The organism is Streptococcus mitis (assembly GCF_001281025.1).
Taxonomy (GTDB): domain Bacteria; phylum Bacillota; class Bacilli; order Lactobacillales; family Streptococcaceae; genus Streptococcus; species Streptococcus mitis_AK.
Map to the genome: position 1 here is coordinate 1,713,758 of NZ_CP012646.1, position 17,790 is coordinate 1,731,547.

Consider the following 17,790-nt stretch of genomic DNA (forward strand, 5'->3'; position numbering starts at 1 on the left):
ATCAGCTCCTCACCTCCCTTCGCCTACCTCCAACAATGTAGATAAAGAAGGGAGCACCTACTAAGGCTGTGAAAATACCAATAGGAAGCTCTGCGTTTGGAATGATGATACGAGAGAGTACGTCTGCCCAGATGACAAAGAGGGCACCTAGCAAGGTTGCAACAGGAAAAAGCCTCTTATAATTCGTTCCTACTAACCCTCGAGCTAAATGTGGAGTAATCAGACCGACAAATCCAATAATCCCACAGGTTGCCACTAAGACTGCTGTCAGCACAGCCACCATGGTCACATAAAGATACCAATAAAAGCGTAAGGGAATTCCCAAAGTTAAAGCAGCCTCATCTCCCATCATCATCGCATTAAAAACACGATACTGGGTAGAGAAAAATAGAAAGGCCATTCCTACTACTATAGTTGGCAGGACCAAGTCTGCCCAGGAAGTCCCAGCGAGCGAGCCCATGGTCCAAAACTTAATGGTCATCACACTATCCGCATTAGCTCCAACTGAGATAATAAAGTTTGAAAAAGCCAGAAAGAGAGCATTGACCACGGTTCCTGATAAAATCAGACTAGAAGTCGTCATCCTTCCCTGCATAGAGGCAATGATGAGGACAGCAATGGTTGCCAAAATAGCTCCAAGAAAAGCTCCAAGGCTAATCATCACTTTTAAACCAAGAATGATGCTCAAGGTTGCCCCTAGAGTTGCACCCGCAGATATTCCTAAGACATAAGGCTCTGCGATGGGATTGTTCACTGTAGACTGCATCACGCTACCACACATAGAAAGACCAGCCCCCACTATCAGACCTAACAATACTCGAGGGAATCTCATGTTCCATACAATGGCAAGAGTAGACTTGGAAACCTCTCCTATCTCAAGAGGAAATCCCAACCTGCTCAAAATAATCCGATAGGTAGCTCCTAGATCAATCGCAACAGATCCCATTGAAACTGCTAGAAAGAGAGAAATCCCTAAAATACCTAGCAAAATAACTAAAAGTAACAGAAATTGCTGGTCTTGTCGGCTTCCAGAAAATTTGGAAAGCATGCAAACCTCCTTTGATAGAATATTAAAAATTTAGAAAATTCTCATGAAAAGTATACCATATTTTCAACTGTGTAACAAGCTATGGAAAAAATACAATTAAAATCAGAAAAATTATGGTTGGTTTTTCCATACAGTGCTAGGAACCGTAACCAAAGATAATACTTGAGTATATCGAGGTAAGGTGCCTACGCAAAAAGCCCTCTGAAGTCAGAGAGCTAATTTGAACTCGGGCTAAAATCCTAGTGAAACAAAAAAATCTACACGATCAGAAAAGTCTCTATCGTGCCATTTTCATACATGATGTATAGTCCAAGTACAATGAATACTAAGGGCACAATGATTCGCTCGTATTTTTCAATTGTCTCGAATATTAACGGAATAGAGGATAACACCCGACTAATCTCGCATAAGATAATTATGCCGATTACAAACACAAGCAAGGCCACGAGGGTCTGTGACCAATCTAACGAAGCAAAATAAGGTATATAGATACCTAAATTATCTCCGCCAGACGCAATTGTTAGCAATGTAACTGTCCAAAACAGTTGATTTGCCTTGCTTTGTTCTAATCTTTCAATAATTTCTTCCTCTTCTTCCTCTTCTTCCTCACCTTCTCCAACAATTGCAAAGCGAATCCCTAAATAGATAGGGATTAAACCAAGCAATCCAACCATCCATTCTTCAGGCACAAAATTAACGACATAAGCAGCAACTAAACTCGCCCCTACAAGTAAGCCTGTGCCTAGATATTGCCCCGCATAAATATGCCATTTTTGTTTATTCTGTGATAGCTGTGCAAATAAAATAAATAAAATAATTAAATAATCGATACTGGTGGAAATATAAACACCAATAGCAGATATGATTGTCTGTCCCATAAAAAACCTCCTGTATTGGTCAGTAATAAATCAGCAGATTTTAGGAGAGCACAGACACATTAATTTAGCTATCGCTAGTGGGTAATGTCGAACATAGGAAAGCATTTTACTCCTCCTCAAAACGTAGTTACAAAGTAATTTCTAACTGGAATTCAGTGACTACTTCCATGTAGAGTATAACATACTATACTTTACTTCGTAAAGTGTGGGCTCTCCGAAGGAGCTTGCAGACAGCTACTCGGCATTTCAAGCCGAGTAGCTACGCACCCTTATGGTGTAATTAGCTGATACCATTTGAGGTTTTTGTAGTCTCCAAAATTGTGACCGATAAAACCTTAATGAAAAAGCCCTCTGAGGTCAGAGAGCTAATTTGAGCTCGGGCTAAAATCCTAGTGAAAAAGATGAAACTCCTTGTGTTCATCGAACACGGTGTCATTTCCCTATTTTCATACGGATTTTTTACGCCCTTAGCATCATGATTCTTGCTGGATAAAACGTTTATAGACTAGGCGGTAAGCCGAAGATTGTACAAAATTTTTAGTGAAACAAAAAAATCTCCCCGAAGGGAGATCATTCTGGTTTATTTTACCTTACAGTGCTAGGAACCGTAACCGAAGATAATACTTGAGTATATCGAGGTAAGGTAACAACGTAAAAAGCCCTCTGAAAATCAGAGAGCTAACTTGAGCTCTGTCTAAAATCCATACAAAAAAGCTACCCAATTTAGAGTAGCTTCATTATCAAGATATGCTCAATTGAACACGGCCTAAGCACTTGGCAAAAAAGATAAAATCTCCTAGAAACTGAAGTTTCTTCGTCAATTTTCCTATTTTTGCTTTGTGCTTTTGACGGCCTTTGTATCTTGAATTAGCGACGAAGTCCTAGAGAGTTGATCAACTCACGGTAACGGTTAACGTCGTTTTTACGCAAGTATGCAAGCAAGTTACGACGGCGACCGATTTTTTTCATCAATCCACGGTAAGTAGCGTGGTCTTTTTTGTGTTGTTTGATGTGTTCGTTAAGGTGGTTGATTTCCCAAGTAAGGACAGCAACTTGAACCTCTACTGAACCTGTATCACCTTCGTGACGTGCATATTGTGCGATGATTTCATTTTTTTTCTCTTTTGAGATTGCCATGATGTTTCTCCTTTTTATTTGGCTTCATCCGAGTGACAGGTTGGCATGCCTGTAACCAAGAAGAAGTTATTTGTCTTTACGACAATCCCTATTCTACCAATAACTAACTTCTTTGTCAACAGATTTACTTTCTTGTTTTAAAGATGCTATAATAATCATAGCAAGAAATCTAAGTTATCTGTTTTTTAAAACGAGGTGATTATCATGCGTAGATTCTATTTCCATCTCCCCTACTATCTGGTCATATTCTTCTTTTATTGGCCACTTTATGAGTTGTTATCACTAATCATTTCTGACCCCCTTTTGCTCAAGAGTCTCTACGTAAATAATATTCTCTTCTATACACCTCTGGTAATCTTGATTGTATCGCTACTTTATAGCTACCGTTTCCGTTTTTCACTTTGGTGGTTAATTGGTAACGGACTGCTCTTTTGCTTTACTATCATAACCTTTGGTGAATTTATCTGGTTCTACTTTTTAGCCTATGAAACCTTTGCTCTGGTGGGCATGGCTTCCGGTATTGGTATCAAGCATATTCTACAAAAAATGAAAAACAAAAAACTTTCACAAAATCCTTGAAAAATCTCACAATCATGCTATAATAATCCATAGAGACAAGTCACTTAGTCCCTTTCTACTAGAGAGTGCGTGGTTGCTGGAAACGCATAGAAAGCCTAAACTGATACTACTCTTGAGTTTTTATGAAAACATAAAACGGTGGCCACGTTAGAGCCAATCAGAGGTGTCCCTCTTTTTTGAGGAACATAAATGAAGGTGGAACCACGTTGCGACGTCCTTTTGAGGATGTCGCTTTTTGTTTTTCTAGCTTTCACAATCCTCTGTCCCTGTTTTCAGAATAGGGTTAACACATTCGTCAATAATATAAGTAAGGAGAACATCATGATTAACATTACTTTCCCAGACGGCGCTGTTCGTGAATTCGAATCCGGCGTTACAACTTTTGAAATTGCCCAATCTATCAGCAATTCCCTAGCTAAAAAAGCTCTTGCTGGTAAATTTAACGGCAAACTCATCGACACTACTCGTGCTATCACTGAAGATGGAAGCATCGAAATTGTGACACCTGACCACGAAGATGCCCTTCCAATCTTGCGTCACTCAGCCGCTCACTTGTTTGCCCAAGCAGCTCGTCGTCTTTTCCCAGACATTCACTTGGGTGTTGGTCCAGCAATCGAAGACGGCTTCTACTACGATACTGATAACACTGCTGGTCAAATCTCTAACGAAGACCTTCCTCGTATCGAAGAAGAAATGCAAAAAATCGTCAAAGAAAACTTCCCATCAATTCGTGAAGAAGTGACTAAAGACGAGGCTCGTGAAATCTTCAAGAACGACCCTTACAAGTTGGAATTGATTGAAGAACACTCAGAAGACGAAGGTGGTTTGACCATCTACCGTCAGGGTGAATATGTAGACCTTTGCCGTGGCCCACACGTCCCTTCAACAGGCTGCATCCAAATCTTCCACCTTCTCCATGTAGCAGGTGCTTACTGGCGTGGAAATAGCGACAACGCTATGATGCAACGTATCTATGGTACAGCTTGGTTTGACAAGAAAGACTTGAAAAACTACCTTCAAATGCGTGAAGAAGCTAAGGAACGTGACCACCGTAAACTTGGTAAAGAGCTTGACCTCTTCATGATTTCTCAAGAGGTTGGTCAAGGGCTTCCATTCTGGTTGCCAAATGGTGCGACTATTCGTCGTGAGTTGGAACGCTACATCGTAGACAAAGAGTTGGCTTCTGGCTACCAACACGTTTACACTCCACCACTTGCTTCAGTTGAGCTTTACAAGACTTCTGGTCACTGGGATCATTACCAAGAAGACATGTTCCCAACTATGGACATGGGTGACGGGGAAGAATTTGTCCTTCGTCCAATGAACTGTCCACACCACATCCAAGTCTTCAAACACCATGTTCACTCTTACCGTGAGTTGCCAATCCGTATCGCTGAAATCGGTATGATGCACCGCTACGAAAAATCTGGTTCCCTTACTGGTCTTCAACGTGTACGTGAAATGTCTCTTAACGACGGTCACCTCTTTGTGACTCCGGAACAAATCCAAGAAGAATTCCAGCGTGCCCTTCAGTTGATTATCGATGTTTATGAAGACTTCAACTTGACTGAATACCGCTTCCGCCTCTCTCTTCGTGACCCTCAAGATACTCATAAGTACTTTGATAACGATGAGATGTGGGAAAATGCTCAAACCATGCTTCGTGCAGCTCTTGATGAAATGGGCGTGGACTACTTTGAAGCCGAAGGTGAAGCAGCCTTTTATGGACCAAAATTGGATATTCAAGTTAAGACCGCTCTTGGAAAAGAAGAAACTCTTTCTACTATCCAACTTGACTTCTTGCTTCCAGAACGCTTCGACCTTAAATATATCGGAGCTGATGGCGAAGAGCACCGTCCAGTTATGATCCACCGTGGAGTTATCTCAACTATGGAACGCTTCACAGCTATCTTGATTGAGAACTACAAGGGTGCCTTCCCAACATGGCTTGCACCACACCAAGTAACCCTCATCCCAGTATCTAACGAGAAACACGTGGACTACGCATGGGAAGTGGCTAAGAAACTCCGTGACCGCGGTGTCCGTGCAGATGTAGATGAGCGCAATGAAAAAATGCAGTTCAAGATCCGTGCTTCACAAACCAGCAAGATTCCTTACCAATTGATCGTTGGGGACAAGGAAATGGAAGACGGAACAGTCAACGTTCGTCGCTACGGCCAAAAAGAAACACAAACTGTCTCAGTAGATGATTTTGTTCAAGCTATCCTAGCTGATATCGCCAACAAATCACGCGTTGAGAAATAAGAGATAAAATCTGGGATAAAATCCTAGATACCTAAAAAGCAACAACTATTTCAGCTGTTGCTTTTTATATTTTATTTAACCTGAGCTAGTAGTGATTGGTCAAACCACCAAACAAGATTTGCTTTCATGAGTTGGATAAGGTCAATATCCTCAATCCTTGTCTGCTTCATTTTCTTTTGCGCGATCGTTTTGTAAATCTTTTTCAGAGAGTTTTTGTTCGATATACTTGTCAATGTTTTCGTAAAATTCCTTGGTCGCCTCACTATCTAATTTTGCCGAATTATGGAATTGCTTGACTTTCAATTGAACAGATTGAATACCGTAAGAGGCTTGTTTTTGACGAATGGTTTCTAATTCTTCTTCTGAAATTGGATCTCCAACAACCGTCAAGACCAATTCATTGTTACTTGACTTGTAGACTTGATTAATAACCGTATAATTGGCGAACTCTTTTCCTACAAACTGTTTGATCCCTTCTTTGCGCGCTTGTTCTATTGTCAGAGTAACTGCCGAATAGCTAGCTGGAAGAATCAACAATACAATCAAAGAAATCAAGCCAATTCTCATTTTAATGCTCAGCTCTTTAAATGAAGTTAAAGGAGATTTTCTCATCAAAATTCTTGTTCCAACAATGTTGGCTAGCATGATAAAGACACAGTTGATCAAGAAAAGATAGAGAGCCCCCAATAAAAATCGTACATTCCCATTAGCTAAACCATAGCCAGCAGTACAGATAGGCGGCATCAAAGCTGTAGCAATGGCTACTCCTGGCACGATATTGTTTGCTTCTTTTTTCCTTGAACCGATCACACCAGCAATCCCACCAGCAATAGCAATGAGAACATCCCAAATGGTTGGAGAGGTTCGTGCGATCAACTCGCTACTTGCATAAGACAAGGGAGAAATCCAGAAATACAGAGTCGAGACAAGCAAACTGACCAACACTTGAGTCAATAAAACCTCTAGAGATTGCTTGATTAAACGCGTATCAAAAATAGCTAAACCGAATCCCAGTCCAACAATCGGTGTCATGAGAGGTGAAATTAACATGGCTCCAATAATAACAGCTGTTGAATTCATATTTAGACCGATAGAGGCAATAAAAATTGCACACATCAAAATCGCTGTATCTCTCAATCGAACATGAAGGTCATCGTATAATTTCTCACGGTATTCCCGTGTTGAATAATTGGCAGTCATTTGTCCTCTCCTCTTTCCTTATTTAAATCGGTATAATAATTAATAATAACAGCTGATAAACAGCCAAAAAATATGAGCCCATAAATCGTCAAGAAGACACTGGTAATCCTTCCAATCAAGGTCACAGCTAGGAGATCCCCGTAGCCGACAGTCGTCGAAGTCACAAAAGCATACCAAAGACCGTCTCCGTAATTTGTGATAGCAGGTTCAACTAGGAAAAGCACGCCTCCTGACCCAAAAACAAAGGTCACAAAACTCAGAGCAAACCGAGTAAAACCCGTAACCTGTATAATATGCCATAACATTTTTAAACGTCTCATTTGTTCTCCTTATTCATACTAGCTCCTGACCGAGCCGTTTTTTCCAATAATCAAAGTGAAGATAGGACATGATCTCCATCAGAGAAAGATAGACAAACTGATAGATCTGATTTAAGCTGATTATCAACTGATATTGTTTGAAAAATGACTGGAAGAAAGACCAGATATGACTGTCTTGAATCAGTCCCTTCTTAACATCAGACAGGATATTAGCTAAAGCTCCCAAGGACTGAAACGGTAAATCCTTGACATTTATATAGATCCGGTCCACCACATCATTCAGACTGGTATCTTGGATGGCATGAAATTCTCCAAAGAGAACTCCTGCCGCTCCAAGAGTAGAAACAAATTCCACCAAATAATTTCTGAGGAAATTTTCTCAACCTTTTCCCATAATGTGTTTAGTGCCATCCATAACGATCCCAACCAGAAAAAGGAAAGAAAACAAGCAAAGAAATTTTGCCGTAAATCCCAAAAAGCTTTAAGACTTGGTGTTGTTGGTTTTTCTAACTCTAAAATCAAGATGGTCATAATAATTGCTAGAACAGCATCTGTCAATACAATTAATCTGTCTTTCTTCATCGGATTGCATCCCCTTTCTTTTTTGTAACATTCTATCTTATCGCATAATATTGGATATTCTTTCATAATCCGACTACAAACAAAAATAAACCAAAAAGTCTGTCCCTATTATGCTATATTTAACTCTAGAAGTATTCATCCATCTAATTAATAAGTATATCATATTTCACAATAAATGAATACTATCAAAGATTCATCCCCTTTCACTTCATCATTTAGTGTTGCTTAGATTTATCAAAAACAACCAAATTTGTATTAATTTCAAGTATCACCTAGTTACAAAAATTTGGGGTGAACAGAAAAAGCATCCCGTATTTTTGATACGAAATGCTTTCAATAAGTTTAAATAAGTTTTAACGTTTACTAAATTGTGATGCTTTACGAGCTTTTTTCAAGCCTGGTTTGGAAAGTATGAATTTCAGTTGGACTAAAAACAGCGTAATATCAAGACTTTTCTCCGCTTTTATAAAAGCGTTTTTCCAATCAAATTCAACTAATTTTATCTAAATGGTGTGGATTTTACCCCCAAAATTACAGAGAATGGAGCTGATAAACACTAAACGTTCACACCATTAGTTAAATGATTTTTTTCATCATTTTTCTTAGATGATAGAACTTCTAATTTATTTCTTATTCAAGCAAAAACAACCTGCTATAAGTAAGAAAGAGGAAGATACAAGAAAAACACGGCGTAAAAACCGATTCAGTTCATTGTCCTCAATCCTTGTCTGCTTCATTTTCTTTTACGAGATCGTTTTGTGAATCTTTTTCAGAGAGTTTTTGATCAATATACTTGTCAATGTTTTCATAAAATTCCTTGGTCGCTTCACTATCTAATGTTGGCGAGTTCTGAACTTGATTCACTTTCAATTGAACAGATTGAATACCGTAAGAGGCTTGTTTTTGGTGGAGTGTTTCTAATTCTTCTTCTGAAATCGGATCTCCAACAACCGTCAAGACCAATTCATTGTCCCTTGACTTGTAGACTTGATTAATAACCGTATAATTGGCGAACTCTTTTCCTACAAACTGTTTGATCCCTTCTTTGCGCGCTTGTTCTATTGTCAGAGTAACTGCCGAATAGCTAGCTGGAAGAATCAACAATACAATCAAAGAAATCAAGCCAATTCTCATTTTAATGCTCAGCTCTTTAAATGAAGTTAAAGGAGATTTTCTCATCAAAATTCTTGTTCCAACAATGTTGGCTAGCATGATAAAGACACAGTTGATCAAGAAAAGATAGAGAGCCCCCAATAAAAATCGTACATTCCCATTAGCTAAACCATAGCCAGCAGTACAGATAGGCGGCATCAAAGCTGTAGCAATGGCTACTCCTGGCACGATATTGTTTGCTTCTTTTTTCCTTGAACCGATCACACCAGCAATCCCACCAGCAATAGCAATGAGAACATCCCAAATGGTTGGAGAGGTTCGTGCGATCAACTCGCTACTTGCATAAGACAAGGGAGAAATCCAGAAATACAGAGTCGAGACAAGCAAACTGACCAACACTTGAGTCAATAAAACCTCTAGAGATTGCTTGATTAAACGCGTATCAAAAATAGCTAAACCGAATCCCAGTCCAACAATCGGTGTCATGAGAGGTGAAATTAACATGGCTCCAATAATAACAGCTGTTGAATTCATATTTAGACCGATAGAGGCAATAAAAATTGCACACATCAAAATCGCTGTATCTCTCAATCGAACATGAAGGTCATCGTATAATTTCTCACGGTATTCCCGTGTTGAATAGTTTCCGGACATTGGTTACTCCTTTTATTTCATATAATCTTGTTTCTGCATGGATGATGGTAGAGAGAGTTCTGTCCAAACTGACATGTTTTTAATTCTTACCTGTGATTCTTTTGAACATTATCATTTAAATATCCATCAGTCCATCCTACATATTATATCAAAAAATTTACAATCTTTCTCTGAAGAAATCAATTCATTTAAAAGATAGAGAAAGGAAGAAATTTTTGTATCCTTATCCGAAAAAGAAAAACGATATCTCCTGAACCTTGATACTATGCGTTTTATTCTTTATAATTTAGCTATTTCAAAATTACAAGTTCTCCATTCTTAATTTCCCAAACTTGGTCAAACTTACTTAATAATTCGTTTTGGCGATGTAAAGTAACAATGACGGCACTTGGTAGTTCCAGAACTCTTTCCAATTCCATTTTAAACTGATTAGTATCCAATGCAGAGAAAGGTTCGTCTAGGATAAGCAATGGATTTTTACGATTTTTCTCACGATTTAAATACATTCGTTGTTGCTGACCACCTGACAGGGATTGTGGTGGAATTTTTTCAAAATCTTCTTCTCTGAATTTTTCATTGAAACTATTGAATAGCGTTACATTATTTTCATAACTTGAAATAAATGTATGTTCTTGTTGCAGAATCATACCGAATCTTCCCCAAAGATGGTCCAAAACAAGCCCATCTAGCACAATTTGTCCTTCAAAATCTTCATCTGTTCCATTTAAAATGTTGAGAAGACTACTTTTTCCAGACCCATTCTTACCAATAAGCGCAATTTTATCCCCTTTTTGAATCGTAGCGGAAGTAATTATCAATTTTGATTCTCCCAGTTGTTTGGAAATGTTTTTCAAAGTAATCGTATCAAAAGAATGTTGAGGTGCTTGAACTGAAACGGGTCTCCCAACAATGTTTTGAAAACTCTTGATTACAGGCTTTACGGACTCTAACATTTGTAAATCATAAAGGATTTCCTGTATTGGTTCAGAAAAAGCATTAATATATCCGAAACTCGCCACCACCTCAGGAATACCGAGTTGCTGGTGAGATAAAGAGTAGGCTAAATAAATAAACAGAACAAGACTAATGAATTCAAAAGAAACACCTGTCAATAAGATGCCTGTAATTTTTGTCAAACCATACTTAAAATACTTATCCTGCAAATTCTTTAGAGAGCTCTTTTGTTGATTCAAAAAATGCGACATAGTTAGTTTATTTACCAAATGATGTCCCATGAGCAAATCCTCCAAAGTTCGATAGTAATCTCCTTGTTTTTTCAAGTAAACCTGTCTACGATTAGCGGTCAACTTCCCAACGATTTTAGGAATTTGAATACTAATTCCAGTAGAAAAGATTAAAATCAGTGATACAATAGGATTAATTGTTCTGCTAATAATGAAAGCGTAAATGATGATACGTAAAATTTGTTTGATAAAACTCATCAATGGAGGAAGGTAATCCTTTTCCAACGAATCTAGGTCATTAGATTGATAGGAAATATACTCTGCTACTGTTTTCTGCTTGAAATCGTGGTGACTGAGTCCCAGAAGTGAACGAAACCACTCATTTTTCAAAGTAGTCGAAAAGATAATCCCCTGCTTCCAATCAAGTATCATTTGGATATAGTTACAACTCAAATAGCCTGCCACTGACATAGAGTAACCATATAGAGCTACTTGATAATCCCCTTTGATTAATGCCTGCGTGAAATACGGTAACAAAGCTGTGCAGATATTCGATACTACACCAAAAAGAAAATTAAAGAAGAGATACCATCTAATAGTTTTAAGATATGGTAGCATATACGATACTCCTTGCTAATGCGTTTTTTTACATATCTCAGAACAATCTCTACTATTCCTTATTTCAGATAGTGCGATACTCAGACATTTAGTGCAATAATTGTAAATCACACAAGTTCTGCAGTTTTTACTATCATTCAAAATATAATTTGCTATTTTGTAAAATATAGGTCTATCCCATGTTTCTTTGATAGATGTAAAATGAATATTTCCAACACTTCTATTGAAAGTAAGCTTTTTCAGTTTTTCTAACGATTTAGGCTATTTCGTGACACACCCACAATCCGTGAAAATTCTGGTTATATCAGATTATGTGATTTTCGTAAGAATTTTATATTGTCTCCAATCATGGTAGTCTCCTTTTACTTGATAAAACTATTATAACATTTAGAAATTAAAAACTGGTTCAAAATCAATAGGATGTGTGTATTCGATACATTCAATAAATTCTTGGAAACAGTTCTACACCAGTTACACAAATCTATATATACCTATCTCATTCAAAATAAAAAGAAAGCTGCAGTTCTTTTAATCCTGTATCAACGATTCATTCTGAAATCGAATAGGAGACATTTCCCAAGTCTACAATTCACTTCATCTCAAATTAATTTTTGTAATTCACCCATAGTTTATAGATTTTATACTCAACAAAAGTATAAAGCATACAAAACTTCACTTTGAACCAGTATTTATACTATATTCCGTATTAAAAATTCTATTATTGGTTTTGTAAAAAACAGTCTTCAAATATCCTGAAATATAGCAAAAAGAGATTGGGTAAAAACTCATTGTCTCTTCTCACTCAAGGACTAACTTTACTTGAGCAAACTGAATCCGCACTATCGTTCCTTTTCCAACCTCAGACTCGATACGAATCTGGTGCCCCAGTTCTTCAGAAATTTTCTTAGATAGATAGAGGCCAAGTCCAGATGACTGCTGAGTTAGGCGTCCATTATATCCTGAGAAGCCACGTTCAAAGACTCGGAGGACATCACTGTTTTTTATCCCGATTCCCGTATCCTTGATACAAAGCTCTTGCCCCTCCATATAAATCTCCAGACCACCTTCCTTGGTGTACTTGAGACTGTTTGAGATGATTTGCTCAATAACCACTAGCAGCCACTTTTTATCCGTCACGATTTCTTTATCAAGGTCATGTAGATTGACATTTAGGCCTTTTTGAATAAAGAAAAGAGCATATTTACGAATTATTTCCTTGACCAAATCCTCAATTTGAACCTGCTTTAAGACCAAATCATCATGAAAACTTTCTAAACGCAGGTATTGTAAAACTAGATTGGTATAGGAGTCAATCTTGAAAATTTCCTGTTCTAATTGCTGCTTCAGTTGGCGGTCGGCTACTTCTGCAACTAAGAGTTGACTGGCTGCAATGGGGGTCTTAATCTGATGGACCCACAAGGTATAGTAATCCAGCAAATCCGTCAGTTTTCTTTCTGAATCTGACCTCTGCTGATAGAGTTCCATCTCACGCGCTTCTAATTTCTCAGCCAAAACGCTTTCCAAAGGAGACTTGGCTTCCCTATCACCATAGAGAAGTTCCTGACGATAGACCTGCATCTCCGCCAATATATCCCAAGTGAAAAATAAGATGGTTACAAAGCAACACAGCAGGAAAAAATAGAGAAAGTAAATTCCCAAACTGGCAAATAAAAACTGAAAGAGCAAAACCAGAAACGTCAAAGAAAGCAGATAGACAAACAGACGACTACGGGAGCGCAGATAGGCTAGAAAAAATTGTTTCCAATCAAGCATGCTTCAGTCCGTACCCTATCCCTTTCTTGGTCTCGATAAATCCTATCAATCCCTGCTCTTCCAACTTTTTACGCAAACGAGCCACATTCACAGAGAGGGTATTATCATCAATGAAAAAGTCACTATTCCAAAGTTCCCGCATCAGGTCATCACGCGCTACAATATTTCCTGCGTGTTCAAACAACACGCGTAAAATCTGGAATTCGTTCTTGGTCAAATTCAAGACTTGCCCTTGATAATGTAAATCCATGGATTTGGTATTGAGGATAACACCAGCATATTCCAGTAAACTCTCGTCACGCCCAAACTCATAGGAACGACGCAACAAGCCCTGAACCTTGGCTAAAAGAACCTGCTGGTCAAAAGGCTTGGTCACAAAGTCATCCGCCCCCATATTGATTGCCATGACAATATCCATAGCCTGGTCTCTCGAAGACAGAAACATGATAGGTACCTTGGAAATCTTGCGGATTTCCTGACACCAGTGATAGCCATTAAACAAGGGCAAACCAATATCCATGAGGACTAGATGAGGCTCCGACTGGACAAATAGACTCAACACTTCCATAAAGTCTTCTACCAGAACCACTTCAAATCCCCATTCAGAGAGCATTTTCCCGACCTGTTGACGAATGACCTGATCATCTTCTACTAATAAAATCTTGTGCATGCGCTTCTCCTTTTCTATTATTATAACAGATTTTTCCATGCTCGAAGGTCTGAAACTGAATTTGAAATAGTTTGTTTTTAGCCAACAAAGCAAGACAATCCTACTAGCTAATTTGAGGGAAATTTGATAAGATAAATAAAAAGAAAGGAGCTCTTATGGCCAATATTTTTGACTATCTGAAAGATGTCACATACGATTCCTTTTACGACTTACCTTTGAATGAGTTAGACATTCTAGCCTTAACAGAAATCACCTACCTCTCCTTTGATAATCTGGTCTCCACAAGTCCTCAGCGACTTTTGGACCTGGCTCCTCAGGTCCCAAGAGAATCTAACATGTTGACCAGCAAAAATCGCCTCCAGCTATTAGATGAGCTAGCTCAACACAAACGCTTCAAAAATTGCAAACTCTCCCATTTTATCAACGACATCGACCCTGAACTGCAAAAGCAATTTGCTGCTATGACATACCGCCTCACTCTCGATACCTATCTGATTGTCTTTCGTGGGACAGATGACAGTATCATTGGCTGGAAGGAAGATTTTCACCTAACCTATATGAAGGAAATTCCTGCTCAAAAGCATGCCCTCCGCTATTTAAAGAACTTTTTTGCCCAACATCCGAAGAAAAAAGTCATTCTGGCTGGGCATTCCAAGGGAGGAAATCTAGCCATTTATGCAGCTAGCCAAATTGAGCAAAGCTTGCAAAATCAAATCACAACAGTTTATACCTTTGATGCACCTGGTCTCCACACAGAATTGACACAAACCGAGGGCTATCAAAGGATAATGGATAAAACCAAGGTCTTCATTCCACAAGGTTCCATCATCGGTATGATGTTGGAAATTCCGGCCCACCAAATCATCGTGTACAGTACTGCCTTAGGTGGTATCGCCCAGCACGATACCTTTAGTTGGCAGATTGAGGACAAGCACTTCGTCCAACTGGATAAAACCAACAGTGATAGCCAACAAGTTGACACAACCTTCAAAGAATGGGTGGCCACAGTCCCTGATGAGGAACTCCAGCTCTATTTCGACCTCTTCTTTGGCAGTATTCTTGATGCTGGTATCACCTCTATCAATGACTTGGCTTCCTTAAAGGCTATCGAACACATTCGTCATCTCTTTGTCCAAGCGCAATCCCTCACCCAAGAAGAAAGGGAAACTATGGGACGTCTTACCCAATTATTAATTGATACCCGTTACCAAGCTTGGAAAAATAGATAGTAGCTTTCAAAAATCAAATGTATATAAAACAAAAGACCTAGAACACAGACTTTCATGTGCATTCTAAGTCTTTTTTAATAAAATCTAACTACCAAATAACCCCTTTATAGGCTAACAAAATGATAACTAACAGCAGGACATACAAGGCAAGGAAGAGCCATTTCATCTTGACACAGAGCGCTACGTACTCCCGAATAAAAGCAGATGGTATGTAGTAGCCTGCCGTCCTACATCCGAGGCCATCTCCCTTCATATTTAACTTACGCGCATAGGTACTGGTACGAAAAACATGATAGTCATTTGTAACAAAGAGGAATTGAGGTTTGGCTACCAGTTCCTCACCAAGTTCCTTAGAAAGGAGAAGGTTCTCGTAGGTAGTCCTTGATTGGTCCTCCAGGATAATCCCATCTTGGGGAACATCGGTCTCTTCAAGCAGATAGTTTGTAATGGCCTGCGCTTCAGAAATCTTCTCATCTCCTCCTTGACCACCACTGGCAATGATTTTGATATGAGGATTCTTAGACTTGTGATAAGCTTCCACTGCCTTATCAATTCTCCTCTTCAGCAAAGGTGTTACCTTTTCTCCGTCTAACAAACCTGCACCATGAATGATAATAAAATCATAATGCTTCTTCTTAGGAATAAAGAGATACAAGATAGAGTACAGAATAAAAGCCACAAAAGCAAAACCAAAAATAAAGTAAGAATAAGCAATAAATGCAAATAAAATATTTAGAAAGTGATTGGTGTAAAATAATTCATGTCGTCCTCCCAATCGAAATGACATCAAAGCAAAAAATAGCAAAATGACTATTCCAAGGAGCATGGAGAGATAATTAGCCTTTGAACGTCCCTCTCGCTTCAACAAAATGACCCCATTATAGATTAGAAAGATGCCACTTAGAAAAAGCAAAAAAGGAAGTAAAATAAAGGGAAATATAAAAAAAGCGAAATGAATCTTCTCATACCCATTTTGATAAAAAAGGTAGCCTAGATAAAAATAACTGGAAATGAGGGATAATAAGAATAATACTGGATTCCACAAACTTCTATTATCCTTCCAAAATGACACTATAAATGCTAATACAATTCCTATAACGAGATACATTTCTTCCTCCTTTAATGATTCTATTTTATCACAATTTTACATAGAGAAAAAGAGGGCATCTATCCCTCTTACTCCTTCATTTGACTCTCTGCATCGGCCACAACTTGTTCTAGACTGGTCTGACCAAGTTCAGCCTCCATAGCCAGCTGGATTCTCTCCAATTTTTGATCCAAAACATCATGAATATGAGCTCCAACTGGGCAATTTGGATTTGGGTTGTCATGAAAACTGAAGAGTTGACCAGTCTTTCCAAGACACTCAACCGCTTGATAAACATCTAATAGACTAATGTCTTTGAGATCCTTGACAATCTCTGTCCCACCTGTTCCGCGCGCGACTGAAATCAGCTCTGCCTTCTTCAACTGGGACAAGGTTTTTCTGATAATGACAGGATTGACCCCGACACTAGCAGCCAGAAAATCACTGGTCACCTTGCTTTCCTTCCCCTTGAGGGCAATGATTATCAGCATATGAGTCGCAATGGTAAATCTACTTGGAATTTGCATCCTCTTCTCCTTTTTACGAGGCTACTCTGCCTCTACTCTTCTTTTTCTATTATTATACCCTTTTTAGTTGTAATGTCAATCATTACCACTTTTCAACCAGGCATCTAACTCCCTATCGTAGCCCTCTTTCTGGGCTAATTTTCTCAAAAATTCCTGATTGTGGGTATGGTGGATACCATTGACCAGACTTTCATAATAAACCTCAAAATAGGGAAGTTTGAGGTCTTTAGCCAACTGCAATTCAGCTGCCACATCGTAGTCCACCCGTCGGAAGTCCATATCTACCAAGCCCTTGTCATCCAACTCCAAAACCATATACTGGGCCCGCAAGTCCTTCCGCAATTGGGCATCTAGAAAGAAAGGTTGCCCAATCGAACCTGGATTGACAATCAATTGCCCACCAGTCCCGTAACGAAGCAACTGCTGGTGAATATGACCATAAACAGCAATATCACAAGGTGGATTGGTCACCAAGCGGTCAAAATCCTCTTGCGCTCCAGTATGAATCAACTCTCGACCCCAATTCTTATCAGGCAGATGGTGGCTAATTCCCACCGTCAAATCCCCAAACTGACGATGAAGCTGGAGAGGTTGATTGTGGAGCAGTTCAATTTCTTCTAGGGAAATTTCCTCTAAAACATACTGGCACTGGCGCAAGAGATAGCGTTGACTGGGACGAGTACTATCCAATTCCTTTCGGACACCATGCCACAGACTATCTTCCCAGTTTCCCAAAACTCTAGCCGTAGTCGGTAGTTCAGCCAACAAGTCCAAAATCCTTCTACGCCCTGTTCCTGGCATGAGAATGTCTCCCAAAAGCCAGTATTCATCCACTCCTAGCTGCCGAGCATCTGCCAAAACAGCCTCCAAGGCGGTGGTATTTCCATGAATATCTGAAAGAAGAGCTATTTTCGTCATATCCATCT

General features: G+C 39.0%; 17 protein-coding genes and 1 pseudogene. 4 read left to right on the plus strand and 14 right to left on the minus strand.

Annotated elements, in window-relative coordinates:
- Position 1: 1 nt before the first annotated feature.
- The 3 genes from RN80_RS08425 to rpsO all read right to left on the minus strand — a co-directional run bounded on the left by RN80_RS08425 (position 2) and on the right by rpsO (position 3,063).
- Positions 2-1,048 carry a FecCD family ABC transporter permease gene (locus RN80_RS08425; RefSeq protein ID WP_060628621.1) on the minus strand — a complete coding sequence of 349 codons (1,047 nt, stop codon included), beginning with the start codon at positions 1,046-1,048 and terminating at the stop codon, positions 2-4.
- 257 nt (positions 1,049-1,305) lie between these two features.
- Complete coding sequence (locus tag RN80_RS08430; protein ID WP_060628622.1) at positions 1,306-1,926, minus strand: CadD family cadmium resistance transporter; 621 nt, start codon at positions 1,924-1,926, stop codon at positions 1,306-1,308.
- A gap of 867 nt (positions 1,927-2,793) precedes the next feature.
- Complete coding sequence (gene rpsO / locus RN80_RS08435; RefSeq protein ID WP_001018251.1) at positions 2,794-3,063, minus strand: 30S ribosomal protein S15; 270 nt, start codon at positions 3,061-3,063, stop codon at positions 2,794-2,796.
- A 204-nt stretch (positions 3,064-3,267) separates the two neighbouring features.
- On the opposite strand from rpsO, the gene RN80_RS09990 reads away from it, so the two are divergent.
- The 3 genes and pseudogenes from RN80_RS09990 (at position 3,268) to thrS (ending at position 5,907) form a co-directional block, all read left to right on the plus strand.
- Positions 3,268-3,642: a hypothetical protein gene (locus RN80_RS09990; RefSeq protein WP_045611203.1), complete on the plus strand. Its 375-nt coding sequence runs from the start codon at positions 3,268-3,270 to the stop codon at positions 3,640-3,642.
- 100 nt (positions 3,643-3,742) lie between these two features.
- Positions 3,743-3,923: pseudogene (locus RN80_RS10260) on the plus strand (hypothetical protein).
- A 40-nt stretch (positions 3,924-3,963) separates the two neighbouring features.
- A complete protein-coding gene (gene thrS, locus RN80_RS08445) occupies positions 3,964-5,907 on the plus strand; it encodes a threonine--tRNA ligase (protein WP_060628623.1) in 1,944 nt (647 codons plus the stop codon).
- A gap of 150 nt (positions 5,908-6,057) precedes the next feature.
- Here thrS and RN80_RS08450 read toward each other — a convergent pair whose 3' ends face one another.
- The 8 genes from RN80_RS08450 to RN80_RS08480 form a co-directional block, all read right to left on the minus strand.
- Positions 6,058-7,107, minus strand: coding sequence for a DUF389 domain-containing protein (locus RN80_RS08450; protein ID WP_060628624.1), 1,050 nt, complete (start codon positions 7,105-7,107; stop codon positions 6,058-6,060).
- Positions 7,104-7,427: a potassium channel family protein gene (locus tag RN80_RS08455; protein WP_001253404.1), complete on the minus strand. Its 324-nt coding sequence runs from the start codon at positions 7,425-7,427 to the stop codon at positions 7,104-7,106. The genes RN80_RS08450 and RN80_RS08455 overlap by 4 nt, the downstream gene beginning before the upstream one ends.
- A gap of 13 nt (positions 7,428-7,440) precedes the next feature.
- On the minus strand, positions 7,441-7,782 hold the full coding sequence (locus RN80_RS08460) for a hypothetical protein (RefSeq protein WP_000397556.1): 342 nt from the start codon (positions 7,780-7,782) through the stop codon (positions 7,441-7,443).
- Positions 7,707-8,009, minus strand: coding sequence for a TMEM175 family protein (locus RN80_RS09815; protein ID WP_080976003.1), 303 nt, complete (start codon positions 8,007-8,009; stop codon positions 7,707-7,709). Before RN80_RS09815 ends, RN80_RS08460 begins: the two co-directional genes overlap by 76 nt.
- Positions 8,010-8,726: 717 nt before the next feature.
- A complete protein-coding gene (locus tag RN80_RS08465; RefSeq protein ID WP_060628625.1) occupies positions 8,727-9,776 on the minus strand; it encodes a DUF389 domain-containing protein in 1,050 nt (349 codons plus the stop codon).
- A 290-nt stretch (positions 9,777-10,066) separates the two neighbouring features.
- Positions 10,067-11,578: an ATP-binding cassette domain-containing protein gene (locus RN80_RS08470; RefSeq protein WP_004242726.1), complete on the minus strand. Its 1,512-nt coding sequence runs from the start codon at positions 11,576-11,578 to the stop codon at positions 10,067-10,069.
- Positions 11,579-12,376: 798 nt separating this feature from the next.
- Complete coding sequence (locus RN80_RS08475; RefSeq protein ID WP_060628626.1) at positions 12,377-13,351, minus strand: HAMP domain-containing histidine kinase; 975 nt, start codon at positions 13,349-13,351, stop codon at positions 12,377-12,379.
- Positions 13,344-14,021, minus strand: a complete 678-nt coding sequence (locus RN80_RS08480) for a response regulator transcription factor (protein ID WP_000548990.1) — start codon at positions 14,019-14,021, stop codon at positions 13,344-13,346. Before RN80_RS08480 ends, RN80_RS08475 begins: the two co-directional genes overlap by 8 nt.
- A 155-nt stretch (positions 14,022-14,176) precedes the next feature.
- On the opposite strand from RN80_RS08480, the gene RN80_RS08485 reads away from it, so the two are divergent.
- The gene (locus tag RN80_RS08485; protein WP_060628627.1) at positions 14,177-15,250 is read left to right on the plus strand and encodes a DUF2974 domain-containing protein; all 1,074 of its coding nucleotides are present in this window, start codon (positions 14,177-14,179) and stop codon (positions 15,248-15,250) included.
- A gap of 88 nt (positions 15,251-15,338) precedes the next feature.
- On the opposite strand, the gene RN80_RS08490 is transcribed toward RN80_RS08485, so the two are convergent.
- The 3 genes from RN80_RS08490 to RN80_RS08500 form a co-directional block, all read right to left on the minus strand.
- Complete coding sequence (locus RN80_RS08490; protein ID WP_060628628.1) at positions 15,339-16,358, minus strand: YdcF family protein; 1,020 nt, start codon at positions 16,356-16,358, stop codon at positions 15,339-15,341.
- A 68-nt stretch (positions 16,359-16,426) separates the two neighbouring features.
- On the minus strand, positions 16,427-16,864 hold the full coding sequence (locus RN80_RS08495; protein WP_001166796.1) for an Rrf2 family transcriptional regulator: 438 nt from the start codon (positions 16,862-16,864) through the stop codon (positions 16,427-16,429).
- Between the two features lie 75 nt (positions 16,865-16,939).
- Positions 16,940-17,782: a metallophosphoesterase family protein gene (locus RN80_RS08500; RefSeq protein WP_060628629.1), complete on the minus strand. Its 843-nt coding sequence runs from the start codon at positions 17,780-17,782 to the stop codon at positions 16,940-16,942.
- Positions 17,783-17,790 lie beyond the last annotated feature (8 nt).